Source organism: Candidatus Kuenenia sp. (assembly GCF_027493735.1).
Taxonomy (GTDB): domain Bacteria; phylum Planctomycetota; class Brocadiia; order Brocadiales; family Brocadiaceae; genus Kuenenia; species Kuenenia stuttgartiensis_A.
In genome coordinates this window covers 178,737-199,230 of sequence record NZ_JAOSKF010000022.1, presented here as the reverse complement: position 1 = coordinate 199,230, position 20,494 = coordinate 178,737, and the positions used below count along the sequence as shown (strand labels likewise).

Annotated in this window: 14 protein-coding genes; 12 read left to right on the top strand and 2 right to left on the bottom strand. The window is 40.9% G+C overall.

The window, feature by feature from the left end:
* Positions 1–5 precede the first annotated feature (5 nt).
* From groL to M5U24_RS15875, 10 genes are all read left to right on the top strand, one after another.
* Positions 6–1,619, top strand: coding sequence for a chaperonin GroEL (gene groL / locus M5U24_RS15920; RefSeq protein ID WP_099327004.1), 1,614 nt, complete (start codon positions 6–8; stop codon positions 1,617–1,619).
* Positions 1,620–1,974: 355 nt separating this feature from the next.
* Entirely contained in the window at positions 1,975–3,429 is a 1,455-nt protein-coding gene (purB, locus tag M5U24_RS15915; protein WP_099324771.1) for an adenylosuccinate lyase, read from the top strand.
* Positions 3,430–3,493: 64 nt separating this feature from the next.
* The gene (thiE, locus tag M5U24_RS15910; RefSeq protein ID WP_197705375.1) at positions 3,494–4,111 is read left to right on the top strand and encodes a thiamine phosphate synthase; all 618 of its coding nucleotides are present in this window, start codon (positions 3,494–3,496) and stop codon (positions 4,109–4,111) included.
* 366 nt (positions 4,112–4,477) lie between these two features.
* A complete protein-coding gene (locus M5U24_RS15905) occupies positions 4,478–4,678 on the top strand; it encodes a hypothetical protein (RefSeq protein ID WP_298202954.1) in 201 nt (66 codons plus the stop codon).
* A gap of 1,534 nt (positions 4,679–6,212) precedes the next feature.
* Positions 6,213–7,985, top strand: coding sequence for a cytochrome c biogenesis protein ResB (locus M5U24_RS15900; RefSeq protein ID WP_298202952.1), 1,773 nt, complete (start codon positions 6,213–6,215; stop codon positions 7,983–7,985).
* 25 nt (positions 7,986–8,010) lie between these two features.
* Positions 8,011–8,862 (top strand): c-type cytochrome biogenesis protein CcsB, encoded by an 852-nt coding sequence (gene ccsB, locus M5U24_RS15895; RefSeq protein WP_157820446.1) that lies wholly within the window; start codon positions 8,011–8,013, stop codon positions 8,860–8,862.
* Positions 8,863–8,889: 27 nt separating this feature from the next.
* Positions 8,890–9,168 (top strand): acylphosphatase, encoded by a 279-nt coding sequence (locus M5U24_RS15890; protein WP_099324764.1) that lies wholly within the window; start codon positions 8,890–8,892, stop codon positions 9,166–9,168.
* Position 9,169: 1 nt separating this feature from the next.
* Positions 9,170–9,463: a DUF167 family protein gene (locus M5U24_RS15885; protein WP_099324763.1), complete on the top strand. Its 294-nt coding sequence runs from the start codon at positions 9,170–9,172 to the stop codon at positions 9,461–9,463.
* Between the two features lie 18 nt (positions 9,464–9,481).
* Positions 9,482–12,298, top strand: coding sequence for an isoleucine--tRNA ligase (ileS, locus tag M5U24_RS15880; protein ID WP_099324762.1), 2,817 nt, complete (start codon positions 9,482–9,484; stop codon positions 12,296–12,298).
* Positions 12,299–12,401: 103 nt separating this feature from the next.
* Positions 12,402–12,764 (top strand): hypothetical protein, encoded by a 363-nt coding sequence (locus tag M5U24_RS15875; protein WP_099324761.1) that lies wholly within the window; start codon positions 12,402–12,404, stop codon positions 12,762–12,764.
* 136 nt (positions 12,765–12,900) lie between these two features.
* Here the strand turns inward: M5U24_RS15875 and M5U24_RS15870 are convergent, their stop codons facing one another.
* Positions 12,901–14,856: an ABC-F family ATP-binding cassette domain-containing protein gene (locus tag M5U24_RS15870; RefSeq protein ID WP_099324760.1), complete on the bottom strand. Its 1,956-nt coding sequence runs from the start codon at positions 14,854–14,856 to the stop codon at positions 12,901–12,903.
* Between the two features lie 455 nt (positions 14,857–15,311).
* Here M5U24_RS15870 and M5U24_RS15865 point away from each other — a divergent pair, with 455 nt between their 5' ends.
* Positions 15,312–16,643, top strand: a complete 1,332-nt coding sequence (locus tag M5U24_RS15865) for an ArsB/NhaD family transporter (RefSeq protein ID WP_099324758.1) — start codon at positions 15,312–15,314, stop codon at positions 16,641–16,643.
* Positions 16,644–16,794: 151 nt separating this feature from the next.
* On the top strand, positions 16,795–19,203 hold the full coding sequence (locus M5U24_RS15860) for a heavy metal translocating P-type ATPase (RefSeq protein WP_099324757.1): 2,409 nt from the start codon (positions 16,795–16,797) through the stop codon (positions 19,201–19,203).
* Here M5U24_RS15860 and M5U24_RS15855 read toward each other — a convergent pair.
* Complete coding sequence (locus M5U24_RS15855; protein WP_099324756.1) at positions 19,172–20,485, bottom strand: GTPase; 1,314 nt, start codon at positions 20,483–20,485, stop codon at positions 19,172–19,174. The two genes, M5U24_RS15860 and M5U24_RS15855, sit on opposite strands and share 32 nt — an antisense overlap.
* Between the last annotated feature and the right edge of the window lie 9 nt (positions 20,486–20,494).

The window sequence follows — 20,494 nt, the reverse complement described above, 5'->3', positions numbered from 1 at the left end:
AAGAAATGGCAGCAAAAAAGATTATTTACGGGCATGAAGCCATGGAATCGGTGAGACAAGGAGTCAGAAAACTGGCGCATGCCGTCAAGGTTACGTTGGGTCCTAAAGGCAGGAATGTTATTATTGAAAAAAGTTTCGGGTCGCCAGTGGTAATCAACGATGGCGTTACCGTTGCAAAAGAAGTAGAGCTGGAAGACCCATACGAAGACATGGGTGCAAAACTGGTAAGAGAAGCTGCTTCAAAAACAAATGACATGGTAGGAGATGGCACTTCTACCGCCACTATTCTGGCGGAAGCTATTTTTGAAGAAGGTTTAAAAAATATCACTGCGGGCGCAAATCCTGTTGACGTTAAACATGGCATTGAAAAATCTGTTGACGCCCTGTGTAATGAACTTTCCCGGATGAGTATCAAGATTTCAGGAAGGAAAGAGATATCTCAAATAGCGACAATTGCCGCAAATAATGACAGCGAAATTGGCAATCAAATAGCCGATGCCATGGAAAAGGTGGGGAAAGATGGCGTTATAACCGTCGAGGAAGGTAAAAGCCTGGAAACAACGGTAAAGCTTGTCGAGGGCATGCAATTCGACAGGGGATATCTCTCCCCCTATTTTGTCACATCGCCCGACACAATGGAGGTAGTATTTGAAAACCCTTATATCTTAATACACGAAAAGAAGATATCGAATATAAAAGAACTGGTGCCATTATTAGAAAAGATTGCCAAGTCCGGTAAGCCGTTATTAGTAATAGCAGAAGACGTTGAAGGAGAAGCGCTTAGTACGCTCGTAGTAAACAAGCTCCGCGGAACCTTTCATTCTGCTGCAGTGAAAGCGCCCGGCTTTGGCGATAGAAGAAAGGCGATGATGGGAGACATTGCGGCACTTGTCGGCGCAAGGGCAATTTTTGAAGATTTGGGAATACCGCTTTCCAGCATAGAACTTGCCGATCTAGGCACTGCAAAAAAAGTGGTTATTGACAAGGAAAATACCACCATCACAGAGGGCGGGGGAGATACAAAAGAGATACAGAGCAGAATTTCTCAGATAAAGGCAGAAATAGAAACAACAACCTCCGATTACGACAAGGAAAAACTGCAGGAAAGACTGGCAAAACTCTCCGGCGGTATCGCACAAATCAATGTAGGCGCCGCAACGGAAGCAGAAATGAAGGAGAAAAAATCGAGGGTAGAAGATGCAATGCATGCCACCAGAGCCGCAGCGGAAGAAGGTATTTTGCCCGGGGGTGGCGTAGGGTTAATAAGGGCGTCCAGCGTTTTAGATGGGCTCTCTGTGAAAGGTGACGAGCAGATTGGAGTAAACATCGTTCGCGCTGCTATTGAAGCGCCTATCAAACAAATTGCAAAAAATGCCGGACTGGAAGGAGAGGTTATACTGCAAAAGGTAAAGGAAGGTACGGGGAACTTTGGATACGATGCCTTTCAGGGTAAATTTGCAGACATGGTCAAAATAGGCGTTGTTGATGCAACAAAGGTTATAAAAGTTGCCCTAAAAAATGGAGCAAGTATCGCCGCCTTACTGCTTACTACAAATGCGATAATTGGAGAAGTACCGGAAGAGAAAGAAGGTGCCGGAGCATCAACTCATAAGCATTAATTGACATAGTTAACATGAAGGAAAAGGCGTTGCGTGCAAACATGCAACGCCTTTTTTTATTTTAATAAATTGCATTTTCATAATCATTCATTATCATGGACGCTAAAATAACGTCCTATTGATAGCGCATGTAATCCACGTAAGCCCACAACCAAAGATAACCTCTCCTTTTTTCTCCCTGACAAGGAAGAGGGATAAAGAGGTGGCAAATACTTGCAGGAAAATACGTTTTTACCAGGTAATACGATAGCTACTAAACTTCGGAGCAACTGCCTGCCGGGTAACTTTCGGGAAATGATATCAATGAAGAAAAAATACTCACACTTCTCAAATAACTAATTTGCGTGACATTTTTATGACAACAGATAGCCGCTATAAGCAATATCAATCTCCTCTTTCTGAAAGGTATGCAAGTAAAGAGATGTGCTATATCTTCTCAGACCATTACAAGTTCAGCACGTGGAGAAAACTCTGGATAGCGCTCGCCGAAGCACAGCATGAACTAGGATTGCAGACTGTTACAGAAGCGCAAATCAGTGAAATGAAACGTTTTCAGGATACCATTAATTTTGAGATGGCAAGAGAATACGAAAAGACCCTGCGACACGACGTAATGTCTCACATTCACGCATACGGAGAACAGTGTCCTGCGGCAAAGCCCATTATCCACCTTGGTGCGACGAGTGCTTATGTACAGGACAACACAGACCTGATCCAAATGAGGGACGCACTAAACCTTCTCCTTGCAAAACTAATTAATATAATAAAAATCCTCTCTGACCAGGCAATAGCCTATAAAGAAGTTGCGGCTTTAAGTTTTACCCATTTCCAATCTGCACAGCCAACAACTCTGGGAAAACGTTTTTGCCTGTGGCTGCAGGATTACCTTTTCGATATCGAAGAGATTGAAACCAGGGTTGAGAAACTGCGTTTTCTTGGCGCAAAGGGAACGACCGGTACGCAAGCAAGTTTTATGTTGCTTTTTAATAATGATACCGAAAAGGTCAGGAAACTAGACGAACTTGTAACAAAAAAAATGGGATTCGACCGCTTTTACCCGGTGACGGGGCAAACTTACCCGCGCAAAATTGATAGTCAGATAATGTTTTGCCTGGCAGGCATTGCACAATCATCATACAAATTTTCCAATGATATCCGGTTGTTGCAGCATATGAAGGAAGCGGAAGAACCGTTTGAGAAAGACCAGGTTGGGTCTTCCGCAATGGCGTACAAAAGAAATCCCATGCGCTGTGAACGAATAGCGGCTCTTGCTCGTTATGTTCTTTGTAACTGCTTAAACCCGGCATTTACCGCGGCTTCACAATGGTTTGAAAGGACATTGGACGATTCTGCCAATAAGCGAATTTCAATCCCGGAGGCATTTCTTGCAGTTGACGGCATCTTAAATATTGTGCTAAACGTTGCTGCAGGATTGAACATCTATCCACAGGTTATTGCCGGCAATCTTCAAAATGAATTGCCTTTTATGGTCACGGAAAATATACTTATGGAAATAGTAAACGCCGGAGGTGACCGACAGGAGTATCACGAAAGGATTCGAAAACACGCAATAGCATCCGCAGAGAGGATGAAAAAAGAGGGCGTCGAAAACGACCTGCTGGAAAGAATCGCAGAAGACCCTGCCTTTTTCAGAATACGGGCAAAGATGGGGGAGATTTCTGACCCTCACAGGCTTACCGGAAGATCCGTACAGCAAGTGGAAGAGTTTATAACACAGGTAGTTTCACCCATTTTAAAACAAAATAGCCAGCGTATTGATAAAAAATTGATACCAACGCTGCACGTATAAAACAATACCGCTATTACAAAACATGCCTCTTCAGAGAAAACAATCGGCATACTCGCCCGCTTTCGTGTTGATCACGGACAGAAAGCAGAGCCGGCTGCCATTAATCAACGCTGTAAAACTAGCGCTAAAAGGTGGCGTTAACACAATACAACTGAGAGAAAAAGACTTGCCAACCAAAGATATTTATTCCCTGGCATGCGAACTAAGAACGATAACGCATGGTCTTAATGCAAGTTTGATTATTAATGACAGGGTTGATATTGTTCTTGCGGCAAATGCGGATGGTGTTCATTTGGGATGGCAGTCCATGCCGGTTAGCAGAGTAAGAAATCTCATTGGTTTTGAAAGAATAATTGGCATATCCGCACATAATATGCAGGAGGCCCTGCAGGCGCGGGATTCCGGTGCGGATTATATAACCTACGGCCCTATATTCAAGACGCCTTCTAAAGAAGGGGTAGTAGAACCAACAGGCACAGAATCGCTCAGGAAATTAAAAGAAAAAATCAGAATCCCCGTAATTGCGCTGGGCGGCATTACTGTAGATAATGCAGAAAGTGTTATGGAAAGCGGGGCAAACGGCATTGCCGTTGTATCAAGCATACTGAAATCGGATAATCCGGAAAATACCGCACTGAGACTGTACTCCATAATACAGCATCATAGTAAAATGTCGGGCTGAAATTAAAAAATAACCCAAGCTGGCATAGCCATAATCAAACAAGCAAAAGGCACGAAACACGAAATACGAAACAAATTCTAATGACAACTGGAAATTGCCATTTTTTTTGTTTGTTGGTGTGGGAGGTTTGGTCTCTTTTTTTTTTTTTTTTTTTTTTTTTTATTTTTTTTTTTTTTTTTTTTTTTTTTTTTTTTTTTTTTTTTTTTTTTTTATTTTTTTTTTTTTTTTTTTTTATTATTTTTTTTTTATTTTTTATTTTTTATATAAATATATTTAAGTAACAAAAAGGAAAGAAGAAAGGGATGAAAGTGCAAAGAATTTTTGGTATTAAAAGAAAAAAAGAAAGAATTGGAATATTAATTATATTTGAAAAAAAATTATACTATAAAAAAAAAAAGACCCAGCACGCAGACAACGCAAACCCGAGGCAAAGAAAGTGCAGTACAGGCGAAAAAGAAGCGAAAAGCAAAAGAAAAACCAAAGAGAAAAGGATCCAAACTGGTAATAACTCCCGAAACGATGAAACCTAAAGAAGAAAAAGAGCAGGAAGAAAAAAATATATTGTAAGAATGCATAAAAAAAAAGAGCTAAATTTTTGGAGATGGAGCTGGATGTAAGGGGGGAGGCACACCAAGGAACCACGAGGGGATAAAATTCAAAAGATTCAATTCAGAAGAAGAAAAAGGAAGAAGTAAGGAATAAGAATATGGAATGAAAGTGATTATATATAAAAAGATGATGAGTATACACCATCATGCGAATAGCACCAACCAACTACAACACCACCCTACAGATTCTAATTTTAGTGTTTGTGGTTGTTGTAGCTTCGGGGAGTGGCGGGGACAACCCAAAAAAAAAAAAAAAAAAAATAATATTTAATTTTATTTTTTTTATTTTTTTTTTTTTTATTATTTTTTATTTATCTATACCTATAATAAAAAAAATAAAAAAAAAAAAAAAGAGAAAAAAATTTAGAATAAAGGTATAATTTTATATTTTGTGTTGTTATTATTGGGGAGATGGGAGGGAGGAGAGTGGAGGAGGAAGGGGAGTAAGGAGAAGGGGAGGAAGGAAAACAAAAGGAAACAGCAAAAGAAACAAGCACCAACCAACAGAACAGAAACGCAACAAAAAAAAACAGAAGCACCGAAAGGAAAAGAAAAAAGGCAGAAACAAAAACGAGTAGATTGAGTTGTTGGGGTGTTTTTTATGAGCGTCTTTCATTTGCCCCTCCAATCATCTCTCAGTATATATCTATTAATAACAATGAAGCCAGAAGGGAAAAAGGAGAGAAGGAAGAAAGAGGGAGGAAGAGAGGAAAGTAGAGGGAGACCCCACCAACCCCCAACAGACACCCCCCCACCAAAACAACAAAAAAACAACAAAAAAAAAAAAATAAAACTAACATCTCTCATCCCGCTCTGCGTCTTTTCATTTTTATTATATAAAATAAAAAAAAAAAAAAGAAAAGAAAGGGGAAAGCTTACAGATTTCAGACTCAAACTAACCAACAACACAAAACAAAAAAAAAAAAAAAAAGGAAAAAAAGAGGAGAATTTTAATTTAATTTATCACCACAACAAGCACACAAACAAAAAAAGAACCTTTTGTGCGACACGAGCGACCAGGAGGAAAAAGAGAAAAAAAACAAAGAAGCACGCATTCGAAGGGATCCTTATTTTTATTTTAGTTTATTAAGGTATATTTTATATTGTAAGGGATTTTTGTTTTTTTTGTGTTTATTTCCACACTACAGCCGAACCATCACCTCTTTCCTTTTCTAAAAAAATTTTTCTCTATAACATAAACAAAAACAAAAAAGCAAAGAACAAAATCTTCTCACTAAAAATAATTTATTTTTTTTTTTTTTTTTTTGTGATCTGTGTTTGTTTTTTTTTTTTTTTTTTTTAATTTAAATAATTAAAATAAAGGGAGTGTGTTTTTATTTTTTGGGGGGGGGGGAAAAAAAATGCCCGTCATTTTTTTAAATAAAACCCAAAAATTATATTTCAAAAAAAAGGAAAAATTTTCGTTAATAAAAAATTTTTTTTTTTTTTTTGGTTTAATTTTTAAAAAAATTTATTTATAGGTTCTTATAATAATGGAAAGTAGTAAAGGGAAATCGACGCGTGTTAAAATGGATTTTTTCTGCTCGGTCAAACTAGCCGTAATAATTATCCTGTTAATGGCCGTTGCATGTGTGCTGGGAACATTCATTGTTCAGGGAAGGTCATTTGAAGAATATACGGCACGGTATGGATATGGACTTGCTACGGTTGTTCGAATAACACAATTAAATAATGTTTTTTATTCACATTGGTTTTCGTTACTTTTGGTAATGCTGTGCGCAAATCTCATATGTTGTACTATAAGGAGATGGCGGAACACCTTTCTGCAAACTGGTTTTGTGCTTACGCATCTCAGTTTGATCTTGATATTGTTGGGTGGGGTGATTAAGTTTCAGATGGGGGTTAAGGGAGGTGTAAATGTTTATATCGGGAAATCGGTTGATTACTTTTTAACGCAAAAAATAGACAGTATGGGCCGGACGGATTATATTAAAAAACCTCTGCCCTTTACAATTGCGCTCGACAACTTCATCCTCGAAAAAAATGAACCAAAATTTCAACTTACAACGTATGTTAAAGATAAAGATAAACAGAAGATATTAGAGGTAAAGGTTGGTAAAAGACAGCGGATACCCGGCTCAGAGTATAATGTGGTCATTAATGACTATGTTCCGGACGCAGAGTTACGACAGGAACCTGTTAATGAATCAGACAGGCCGGATAACCCGGCTGTCTTTATTAAACTCCTCGGGTCGGAAAGAGCCCTTGCGGAAGGTTGGCTACTGGCGCACGCAAATAATTATCATGATGAAAAGAAGCAAGACTTGCGGCTGGAATATATCTGGTTGCCTTCTAAGCAGGAATTTGATAACGCAGTAACTACGGTACAAAATGTTGATGCAAAAATAACGGCTTCTGTTCCTGATCTCGGAATTCTTCAGGATTATTCGCTGGAATTGAATAAGACATTTAAACTAGGTGCATCGGAGTACTCACTGCGAATATTGGAATATGTGCTTAATTACGGAGACAAAAGGCCTGTTAGCGAACAGCCGGCAAACAATCCTGCCGTACACGTTGAAATAGAAGGGCCTGACGGCTTAGAAAAACGCTGGATATTTGAAAGTTTTCCTGATTGGGATAAGATGCATCCCTTAAAATATGAGAACATAAAGATTTCCTGTAGCGGTATTGCAAAAGCGCATATGACAAGAAACGTAATCAGGGTCTGTCAGGCTCCCGACGGAAACCAAAAACTCGTTTACATAAAGGATAAACAGATATTAGAAACCATGCCGTGGGAATTGAACAAACAGTATTCGTTTGCGAATAATGATCTTCAGCTAATAATTACCAGATATTTCCCTTCTTTCAACATAAAACAAGATGTAGTCAAAAAATCTGACCAGGTGGGTACTCCAGCCATACACGTGAGAATCAATGGACCACGCGGGAAAAAAGAAGAGTGGTTGTTTGCAAACAGTAAATACGCTACATGGTATAAAGATAATAACTTTGCAGTTCTTTACGAATCTACCGGGGAATCTATTAAACATTACGTTAGTGATTTGAGGATAGTAAAAAACAACCAGACTATAATAGAAAAATCAATCAAGGTAAACGACCCTTTAAAATACGATGGTTACGCAATTTATCAATCCAGTTATGATCCTGAAAAGTTGAGTTATTCTGGTTTGCAAATAGTAAAAGACCCCGGTATTCCTGTGGCTTATGCCGGTTTTGCAGCATTATGTGTTGGCGTTGTATTTATATTTTACGTAAAACCTTTTTGCGTAAAAAACTAAAAAAAAGAAAATGAGGTGGCGGAAAATGAGTATAGTTAATCTTACTTTAATTGTATATGTATTAGCGGCAATCGCTTATATTGTAAGAGAAATATGGATGTCTGTTCCTGCTAAATGGACATCACTAGGGCTTCTTATCCTGGCATTTTGTTTTAACTTAACGCTCGTATTAAAACGTTCCATAGAAGCGGGGCATCCGCCGTTTTCCAATCTATACGAATCTCTTATATTTTATGCGTGTTGCACCGCCTTTGTGTATATAATCTTTGAATTTATTTATGATTTCAGGGTGGTAGGCGCATTATCCTCTGTTCTTGCAATGCTTATTTTGCTTTATGCGACCCTTCAGGACGACACAATAAGACCAATCATGCCCGCATTAAAAAGCAATTGGATGTTAGTACACGTTATAACCTATATGCTCGGATATGCCGCTTTTGGCATTGCGTTTGTTACCAGCATAATATATCTGGTTGTAAAACCCTTTTCTAAGAAACAAGTCGATATTAAGTCCGGCGGATCCGGCAAGGAAATGTCGGTTAGGAATTTTGATAAGCTGAGTTACAAAATCGTTGCTTTCGGATTTCCCTTTCTTACCTTGGGAATGGTTACCGGCGCAGTATGGGCGAAAAAGGCTTGGGGAGACTACTGGTCGTGGGATCCAAAGGAGACATGGTCTTTGATTACATGGCTTGCGTATTTGGCCTATCTGCATACCCCCCTTGTTTTGCCCAAAATGAAAGTAAGCAAATCAAAGATGGCCGTTATCTTATCGTTCTGGTTGTTGGTTTGTTTTGGTATTGTAAACTTCACCTTCGTTGGTTTAAATTATTTACCTTCGGCGGAAGATAGCGCACATGTTTACGGTGCAAAGTGATTCTTTAACTGTTTGATTTTTTCACCTATGTCAAATGTTAGAGCGCACGTATATATCCGGGGCCATGTTCTGGGAGTGTTTTTCCGTGCCACCACAAAAGAGAAGGCCTCAGAGTATGGAATACATGGTTGGGTGAAGAATTGTACCGATGGCCGGGTAGAGGCGGTCTTTGAAGGTAAAAAAGAGGCGGTTGATAAAATAATCGATTGGTGCTGGAAAGGCCCCGCGGGCGCTTTTGTTGAAGAAATGCAAGTTCATAAGGAAGAACATTCCGACGCATTTGACGGATTTTCTATAATATTTTAGCGTGCTTGATATCATAGCAACAAATACGGGTATCATTGTTTTCGTCAAAGTGCAAGCCGGTTCAGGCAAGGATCGTATCGTGGGGAATCTGGGAGGACGTCTGAAGTTAGCGGTCTCTGCAGCACCTGAAAAGGGCAAGGCCAACAAGGCAGTAGTTGAATTGCTGGCAGAAACATTTCATATTAATTCGTCTTCTATACACATCATTTCTGGAAAGACTTCCCGGGACAAAAAAATAATGATAGAGGGCGTGACTCCTGAAAGCATAAATACTTTATTGAATTTTAATTTATAGAAAACCCCGCCAACCATCATGGATTATAAAAAAACACTTAACCTGCCTGCTACCAAGTTTTCAATGAAAGCAAATTTACTCGAAAAAGAGCCTCTTATTCAGAAAAAATGGGAAAAGGACGTGCTCTATGAACAAATTCGCGCAGCACGAACAAATAAGAAAAAATATATACTGCACGACGGCCCTCCCTATCCTACGGGTGAATTACACATTGGAACGGGGTTGAATAAAATATTAAAAGACTTTATTGTGCGTTTTTTCACGATGGAGGGATACGATGCCCCTTACGTTCCAGGGTGGGATTGCCATGGGCTTCCTATTGAACATCGAGTTATGCAAGAGGTTGGAAGTGAAGTTAAACATCTCACAAAGACGGAAATACGCAAAAAATGTAAAAAATATGCGGAGAAATTCGTCACTATTCAAAAAAAACAATTCAAGGCGCTAGGTGTACTCGGAGACTGGGAACATCCATATCTTACCTTCACCCCCGCGTACGAAGCGGGCGTTATTGAGGTATTTGCAAAACTCGTTGAAAACGGTTACGTATACAGGAGCAGAAAACCTATCCATTGGTGTACACGTTGCGCTACTGCCCTCGCAGAGGCGGAACTTGAATACCATGACAAAACAAGCCCTTCCGTCTACGTACATTTTAAGATAAAGGACACGCTTAAAAACTTTTTCCCTGATGACGGGAACGAAGGTGTTTCTTTAATGATCTGGACAACTACACCGTGGACACTACCGGCAAATCTGGCAATAGCACTACACCCTGGTTACGATTACACGGCAATCCGTTATTTTCACCCCAAAACAAATAAAAAAGAGGTTTCCTTACTGGCTGATGGCCGTATCGATGAAGTACTGCAATCATTGGGCATAAAAGACTTTAAAAAACTTGGTACAGTAAAGGGGATCGAGCTGGAGGGGGTAAAATATCAACATGCTTTCATGGATAGAACGGGTTTTGTCGTCATGGCAGATTATGTTACTTTATCTGACGGCACGGGTTGTGTTCATATAGCGCCGGGGCACGGTCAGGAAGATTTTATTACGGGCATTAAATACCATTTGCCTGTTCTGAGTCCCGTTAATGCTGAAGGCGTCTTCACGGGTGAAGCAGGTGAATTTGCCGGTCAAAACATTATAGAAGGCAATACCTCTATAATTAATAAACTTGATGCAGTCGGAGCGCTTCTTCAGAAAACAAATATAACCCACTCATACCCCCATTGCTGGCGTTGCAAAAACCCCGTAATATTCAGGGCCACGGAGCAGTGGTTTGTTAATCTCGACCACAATAATTTACGCAGCACTGTTTTAAAGGAAATTAAAAACGTAAAATGGATACCTTCGTGGGGTGAAAACAGAATGGAAAAAATGGTATCCGACCGACCCGATTGGTGCATTTCGCGGCAGCGTTCGTGGGGTGTGCCGATACCGGCCTTTTTTTGTAAAAATTGCGGACAAGAACACATTGACGCAAAGACTATTTTCTTTGTGCGGGACAAATTTGAAGCGGAAGGAGCGGATGCATGGTTTTTTAAGGATGCATCTCATTTCCTGTCCCAGGATGCTCAATGTAAAAAATGCGGAAGCGTTCATTTTGAAAAAGAAATGGATATCTTTGACGTATGGTTTGAATCCGGCTCAAGCCACAATTCCGTATTAAGAAAACGATCAGAATTAGAATATCCTGCCGACCTTTACCTGGAGGGAACCGATCAGCATCGCGGATGGTTTCAGCTTTCACTTATTCCTTCAGTCGGTGCATGGGGAAAGGCGCCCTTTAAATCCGTTTTGACACATGGATTTGTCGTTGATGAAATGGGCGAAAAGATGTCAAAATCTATCGGGAATTTTATTTCCGTAGAGGATATTTTAAAGGAATTTGGAGCGGATATACTGAGATTATGGACATCTTCCATGGATTATCAGCACGACATGGGGGTATCCCGCAATTTAATCAACAGATGTTCAGATGCGTACCGACGCATTCGCAATACCTTCAGATATTTACTCAGTAATCTTTACGATTTTAATCCACACGAAAACGCCATACCTCACGATGCTTTGCTGGAGATTGACCGCTGGGCAATACATAAAACACAGGAATTGATAAAACAGATTACTGTTAATTACGAAACCTTACAGTTTCACAAGGTATTTCATAGCATCCACAACTTTTGCGCGGTAGAAATGAGTTCGTTTTATCTCGATATTTTAAAAGATCGTCTCTATACCTTTGCGAAAGACTCGAGGGAACGACGTGCGGCACAAACTGCCCTCCACACCATTTTACTTACCCTGGTAAAACTCTCCGCTCCCATCATCGTTCACACGGCTGAAGAAGTCTGGTCAAATATTGAATTTAAGGATGAAGACCTTTGGAGTATTCATTTAACAACATTTCCAAAATGTAATCCTGCATGGACTGATGCTTCGTTAAATCAAAATTGGGAAAATCTGATAAATATCCGTACCGATGTGGCGAAAGAACTGGAAAAAATGCGTGCGGCAAAAGCCATTGGTAATTCATTAGAGGCATCGGTGTCCCTTTTTACCGAAAATGAAGACCGTTACAAATTTCTCATAAAATATGAAAACGACCTGCCGGCATTATTTATCGTATCGGAAGTAAAGGTACGCCGCAATGGCATTGGCAAAAATGCGGTAAAAGGGGAGTTAACACAAGATATTTGGATTGAATGTGACGTATCACAACATAAAAAATGTGAACGATGCTGGAATTACAGGGAAAGCGTTGGAACGGTCAAAGAGTTTCAAACCCTCTGTGGTAGGTGCGCTGATGTTCTGACGGACTTCCGCTGAACAAGGAGCGTCAAAGATTCAAAAACCCCTTCCATAATAACAGCATCGCTAATAATAATTCCCAAATTTTAAAAAAGTGAACCGCAGTAGAAAGGAGATGTAAATGGAATTCATTTTTAAATTAATCACGTTTACAGCAGCTATTGTTGCCCTTATATTACTTGCAAAGGCAAGGCATGGCAAGACGGTTACGCCTGCTATTGTATCACTGGTCGTATGCCTTGGTTTTGACCTTCTGGAAGAAATATCCTTATTTTATAAAAAGAAGCTCACCATCGAAGTGGCCACTCTTGAAACATTTACTGCAATTCTTGTAATTATAACCCTGATATATGCCTTTCTTCTTAGAAGGGAAGAAAGATTCCTTGGATATGCAATACTGTGTACTGCCTTGACAGCAACCCTCTGTGGTCTTGAACTCATCTTCTTCCTTTTCATAAAAAATTTAGGCATAGGTATTGTGTAATCTGAAAAAGAACCAGAGAATCTTTACGGGCAAGGCAGCATAACGCCCGGAGAGGCATTACTACAGAGTTCCCTCTACCGGCGAGGGAAGTTTGAAAGCGGAAAGGTAACATGGGCAGCTTGCGGCCAAACCATTATTACACGGCTATCCCTGCATCTACAGCTCCCAATTCGGTGTGTAAGACCTCCCATTTCTTATAAAGGTCGTTTAACTCTGCGGAAACTGATTTATGTTGTTTATTGATGATAATATGCCTTTCCTTGTCATTATATAATTCGGTATCTAAAAGGGTTTGGTCAAGTTCTTTTTTTTGCGTTTCAAGGTAGGAGATTCTTTCCTCGATTTTTTGAAGTTCTTTTGTGAACTTTCTTCTTTTAGCGTTTTGTTCCTTTTTTTGTAAAAATATCTGCTTTTGAGTGGTTATCCCTGAAGATTTTAATTCTGGCGCTTCCTGTCCCGCCGTTTTATGTGTTCCTGACCGTAATTCCGCCTCTCTTTTTTCTAAGAAATCCTTAAAACTGCCCAGATGAATGAAAAGATTTCCCTCTTTCAGTTCATAAACCTTTGAAACGAGTCCGTCCAGAAAGTCTCTGTCGTGGGAAACAATTAAAAGACTTCCCGGGTAATTCAGTAACGCCTCTTTGAGTACTTTTTTGGTAGTGATATCAATATGATTTGTGGGTTCATCCAGCACGAGGAAATTCGTTGGTTTTAAAAGAGTTTTTGCAAGGCACAGACGCGATTTTTCTCCGCCGCTTAAAACGTTTACCGTTTTAAACACGTCATCTCCGGAGAAGAGAAATGCCCCCAGAAGGTGTCTTACGTGCGGCATCATAGAAAACGGAGCAATGGATTCGACTTCCTCCAATACCGTATTGTCACCCTGGAGGCTTTCCGCGGTTTCCTGTGCAAAATAGTCAGCGAGCACATTGTGTCCGAAAGTGGCAGTACCGCTTTGGGGCGTATGCAAACGGTTTATAATGCGTAATAATGAGGATTTTCCAGAGCCGTTTTGCCCTACGAGCGCAACCTTTTCTCCCCGTTCTATGGAAAGGCAAACTCCCTGAAATACCCATTGATCTGCATATTTGCAGGAAACGTCTTTCACTTCAAGGACGCTTGCACCGCTTTGTTTTGCAGGAGGGAACCTGAAGGTAACCCTGTGAACCGTGTTTTCAGGCAAGGTCTCTTTTTCCATTTTTCCAAGCATTTTGATTCGGCTCTGTACCTGTGACGCCTTTGTATTTTTTGACCGAAATCGCTCGATAAATCTTTCTACTTCTTTAATTTTCTTCTGTTGATTGACATAGCGTGAAGTTTGCAGCCCACTCCTTTTTTCTTTTTCGGTTTCATAAAAAGAATAATTGCCGTGATATTCAGTGATATTCCCCTTCTCAAGCTCCCAGATACCAGAAACATTCCGGTCTAAAAAAGCCCTGTCATGGGAAATAATAATCAACCCCCCGTTTAATTCCTTAAGGTACTGCTCAAGCCAGAGAATAGAATCAACGTCAAGATGGTTTGTGGGTTCGTCCAGAAGCAGGATATCCGGTTCTTGCAGCAACAGCCTGGCTAAGGCAACACGCATCCGCCACCCACCGCTCAGGGCGTCAATATCTTTCCTGAAATCGGCGTCCTTAAAACCGATGCCTTTTAATACCTTTTCAATTTCAGCATTCATTTTGTTTGCGTTCACCACCGATAACTGATGTAGCAGGTGTGTGTGCCGGTCAAGGAGTAGCTGGCGGTCTTCATCGGTAAGGGAAGGGCTGTCAAGGTCTTTATGTACCGCATCTATTTGCCGGTTCAAATGGTGAATGTCTTCAAAGACGGAACCCGCCTCCTCAAAAACAGTTTTTTTGCTGAACGCAAAACATTCCTGAGGCAGGTATCCTGTTTTCACGCCTTTCGCATAAATAATACTCCCGGAAGAGGGTTCAATATATTTGCAGATGAGCTTGAAAAATGTGGATTTGCCCGCGCCATTGGGTCCGATTAATCCAATGCGGTCGTTCAATCGAATTTGCAGAGAAAGCTCGTCAAAAATGACGGTAGAGCCAAAATTCAGACAAACGTTATGAAAACGAATCATTTTTTATCACCATAGTTATTAAAAGATACATTTTTACCTTTGCCGCACAGGGCAAACCTAAACAGACGGTCAGAAGACGGACTTCATTGCGCTGCCGGAAATTTACCGGTATTACAAGAATACGAAATCACAAAGTATGTATCAATGCCGTTTTTAAAAAAAGGTGTTGCCAAAAGGCTTCGCAGGCACGGATTGTCATGATTGATGGGTAACAGCGTGCACATGCGGGATCTGCTATGTTTTTTTATGTTGGAAGTATGCCCCCCCCAACGCCTGTCGGGGATATGTGTTATAACCATAAAAGTTGAAGCTTTTTTCCAAAAAACTAACGTACTGTTTAAAAACTGAATTTTTGTCAGGTTTTACTGTTTTTAAATCAGGATTTTTATGATATCCTATTTTACGTTTTTGAGTTTAATAATCAATTACTTTGATAAATAATGGAGAAATAAAATATGGTATTTTGGATTGCGACGCTCATATTCCTTGTATCTTTCGGGTTAATTGTCTCTGAAAAGATCGACAAAACTAAAGTGGCGCTCATTGGCGCAGGTTTGATGATCCTCCTTAAGATTGTCAGCCAACATGAAGCCTTTTATGAGGAACATTATGCTATAGATTATAATGTAATATTTTTGCTAATAAGCATGATGATTATTGTCAATATCCTTAAGAAAACAGGGATATTTCAATTTGTTGCTATTAAATCAGCAAAACTTGCGCGCGGGAAACCGTTTCTGATCCTCATTTTCTTTGCTTGTATAACGGCAGTTGCTTCCGCGTTTCTTGATAATGTTACCAGTGTTTTGCTTCTTATTCCCGTAACGTTGTTCATTGCGGAGGAGTTGGAATTGGATCCCTTTCCTTTTTTGATTACCGAGGTTATGGCATGCAATATTGGCGGTACTGCAACGCTTATTGGCGACCCCCCCAACATTATGATTGCCAGTAAGGTACATCTGACTTTTATGGATTTTATTTATCATTTAACACCTGCTGTATTCTTCATATTCGGGGGATTTCTCCTGACTGTCCGGTTTCTTTTTGCGAAAAAGATGCATGTAAGGGAAGACGTAAGACAGAAGATACTTGCAATGGACGAATATGCCTTAATTAAAGATGTTGGTTTATTAAAAAAATCACTTGGCGTGCTGGGCATGGTTATCCTTGGATTTATTTTTCATGGGGTATTTCATTACGAGCCGGCGACAATAGCACTGGTCGGCGCTGCTGTGCTGCTGATCATTTCTAAGGAAGATGTGCACCATGTGTTTCGGGATTTAGAGTGGTCTACGCTTTTCTTTTTTATGGGACTTTTTATTATTGTGGGGGGCGTTGTAAAGGTAGGTCTTATTTCAAAGCTTTCTGAAGGATTGATTGCACTGACGCAGCCAGGTGTGGAAAGCATGTTCACGTTATCGATTGTCCTGTTGTGGTTTTCCGCGATAGGTTCGGCGATTGTTGATAATATTCCTTTTGTTGCAAGTATGATTCCACTTGTAAAGGACACGGCAGAGGTGGTATTGCCGCAAGGATGGGATATTACGCCGGTGCTTCAGCATCCAACCCTTATGCCCGTATGGTGGTCGTTAGCGTTGGGCGCTTGCCTTGGTGGGAACGGTACCCCCATTGGCGCCTCCGCAAATGTTATTACCATAGGTCTTTCTGAAAAAGCAGGGTACCCGATAACCTTCAGAAAATTTCTCATCTATTCAATACCAATTACTTTAGAAACATTGGTATTGGCGACTATTTATGTTGTAGTCAGATATTATGTGTTCATCTAAACCCTAAGCTGGCTGTACCAGCTTAGATAGTTTAATGGAAGTGGCGGAACTATTACCTGTGATTCAGATACTGTTTGCAAATCTGTTGAATATGGTTCACGATATTACCTAACGGATAAAATTCTAACAATCCCTGCCCCAAGGTGTAGATGTGCCTCCATATTCCTATTCTGACTGCGTACATTGCGGCAAGACCATTGCAAAAAAAGAAGACGCCATTATAAATGCCAACGGCGTTATTTTTTGCTGCTGGGGATGCGAAACCGTTTATTCAATTCTTAAAAAAGAACATTTCTCACTCATAAACAAACCTCACGCTGGCAGTTCCGAATATGATATTCTGGATAATGAATCTTTTTTAAGAGACTATTCAGTGTTGCAGGATGGCAGGCAAGGCATGAGATTTTTTGTCGAAGGGGTGCAATGCACCTCCTGCCTATGGATCATCGATCAGATTCCCTATTGGATTCCAGAGGTTGAAACTGTTCATTTGAACATGAGCCAAAATACCTTATTTGTGTCGCTAAAGAGCCCGGGGTTTTTCGGAAAAGTGGTATCCACCCTTGCGGCGTTAGGCTATAAAACATATCCGATCAGGAATACCGGCGAAGCAAGGCATTTCCAGAAAAAGGAAAACCACAGGCAGTTAATGAGGCTAGGCGTTGCAGGCGCCTGCGCGGGCAGTATTATGCTCTACTCGTTCGCCATTTATTCCGGGCTGACGGGCCCTATGGCTCAGGTGTTTCAGTATATAAACCTGGCATTTTTTCTTCCTGTGCTCTTTTACTGCGCCAGGCCGTTTTACGTAAATTTATGGAGGTCTTTCCGGGCGTGGCGGCCAAGCATCGATTTGCCCATTGTGCTTGCGGTGGTCATAGGTTTTGTTTTAAGCCTGCTTCATCTGATTCAGGGGCGTCAGGATCTTTATTTCGATTCGCTTTCCGTATTAATTTTTCTGTTATTGGCAAGCAGATATCTTCTGAACAGGACACAACAGAAATTTTTAAATAGTTCCTGTTTATTATCATTTTTTGAAGCACAAATATGCCGGAGATGGAACGAGGGCCGCCATGCCTATGAAAAGGTGTCTGCCAGCCATTTAAATGCCGGCGATAAAATCCTTGTTAACGAAGGAGAACGTATCCCGGCAGATGGGGAAATGATAAATGATTGGGTTAATATAAATCCCTCTGTTTTGACAGGCGAAAGCCTTCCGCAAAAACTTTTCAAAGGGGCAAAAATCTATGCCGGAACACAGGTGGTTTCCGGATACGCAGAAATTCTTATAGAACATACAACCGGTGGCAGCCGCATCGGAAGGATATTAAAAAAGGTTGAGGAGCAAATCTACAACAAAACACCCTTAATTTCACTGACGGACAAGGCTGCCCACTATTTTACGATCTTCATCCTCTCGTTGGGAATGCTGTTCTTCTTATTTTACAGCGTTATTGACATTGCCGAAGCGGTAAGACGAACGCTTGCCCTCATCATACTTGCATGTCCCTGCGCCTTAGCATTTGCAACGCCGCTGACGCAAAGCCTATCCTTAAAAAAAGCCTCAAAAAAGGGGTATCTGATAAAAAATGCCGAATCACTTGAAAAACTAAGCAGGGTCAAAAACGTTTTTTTTGACAAAACAGGAACCATTACACAAGGGCAATTTGAGTTCTTAAAATGGAAATCTCCTCAGTCTGGCGAGTTTGTTAATTTTATGCCCGATACCATAACCCTTAATGCTATATATTCAATCGAAACACATTCTCCGCATCCCATTGCAAGGGCGTTGGTAAAGCAACTTGAAAAAGTCTGTGATGTGAAATTGCCTGTTTGTTCTTTAAAGGAAATTCCAGGGAAGGGTATTTCAGGAACAGTTGAAGATAATCATTATAAATTAATTTCCGCATTACCTGATGACGGCAATGACGATTCCGGCATTATAGCCAGTACCGTTGCTATATACCGGAATGAATTGCTTGTTGCCTATGCCTGTTTAGGGGACAAACTTCGCAAAGATGCAAAAGAAACAATAACTGCATTAAAAAAATCAGGCATAAAACCACATATAGTTTCAGGGGACAACGACTCCACGGTGCGGAATGTTGCAAAAAAACTAGGGCTGGCAGATGACTCTCTCTATGCAGGGGTTTCACCGGAAGAGAAAAGCACGATCGTCAATAAAGTTTCAAATGCTCTTATGGTAGGTGATGGAGTAAACGACGCCCTTGCCATGTCATCCTGCTCCATTGGCATTGCCGTTCAGGGCAGCGTAGCGGCGAGTTTGGTCGCTGCGGACATCTATTCAGCGAAGGAGGGGGTTTCTCCTGTTTTAGACCTGATTTTATTAAGCAAAAACACTATCTCTATTATCAAGAGAAACCTTGTCATTTCCTTTCTTTATAACTTTGCCGGTGGAATAGCCGCTCTTTTCGGCGTTATCTCGCCCCTTGTTGCGGCAATACTTATGCCTGTAAGTTCTCTCGTTATACTGCTTTCTACGGTAGCAGGCACAAAATTTACCAGAAAATTCAATAAATGGCTCCCCGCAAACATTCGTTAAAAATATTCCTTAATTCCTGTATTGTTGCAGCGCTGAATGCGGCTGTTTCCAGCATCCGGCGTGCTCCCGAGAGTAAATGAAACTGTCTTTTGTTAAACACGACGGGCGTTCCGGGATGATAGCAGGTGTTAAACTCCTCCACAAGTTTTTCATAGACAACGTCCAGGCCTTCCTTTTTTTGGGCGGAAATGTAATATACCGGAGATGCGATTTCCGATTCAATGATCTTTGTGTCTAATTGAGCGGGAAGGTCGGTTTTATTTATCAATGGAATGATGGTGTACGCACGCTGCCTTTCGTATGCTTTTGCCATTTTCCACGATTTCAATGCATCTAATATCTCCCTATCCTCATGATCGAGGGGCTTTGAATTATCAAATATAGCAAGCACCTTGTCCGCGCGTCCAAGCTGTTCCCGCGTCATTTCAATACTCATGGATTCCACGGTATCTTCTGTCTTTCTTATGCCTGCGGTATCTACAATTTCAAAGGGGATATCTTCGATAGAGATATATTCGCTTGCGTAATCACGCGTTGTTCCGGGTTCATGGTGCACAATCATTTGTTCTTCGCCGAGTACAGCGTTCATCAGTGTTGATTTTCCGACATTGGGCTTGCCAAGGATTACAATAGCCTGCGGGGATATTAATGCCATGCCGAACGGGGCGGTATTGAGCAGGGCGTCAATGCTGTGCGTCAGTTCTTTTAAAGGGAAAATGACTTCTTCCTCTGTATTGTGCCCTTCTGCGGAGGCGCATTCCATTTGTTTTGTAATGTCCATGCATTTGTGAAGCGTTTTTGACAATGCGCCGTTGTATTGGTCTAAAAGCACTTTTGCGCATAGTTTTGTGCGTGCCGCAACAAGTTCCGGCAACGCCTCCTTTTGAATAGCATCTATTTGGTCGTTTTCGAGCGCCTGTGCTGCCAGCCCTTCCCATGTTTCTTTTTTTGCCCCATGTGAAACAATCAGCTCATATACCCGCATGAGAATCCGAATGCCGCCGTGGCAATTTATTTCAACCACGTCTTCGCCGGTGAAACTGTTCCCTTGTTTTTCTACATTTAAAATAACCTCGTCGATCCTTTGATTGCCACTGACGATATGGCCGTAGTAAAGTTTGCCGTTTTCCGCATTGCAAAGGTCTTTTATGTGTTTCCCTTCAAAGATGTCATTCGCCATATTTAAAGCCTTAGGCCCGGAAACAACTATCTTGCCAATGCCCCCTTCGCCAATGGGAGTCACAATTGCGGCAATTGTTTCATGAGATAACTGGATATTCATTATTTGCTG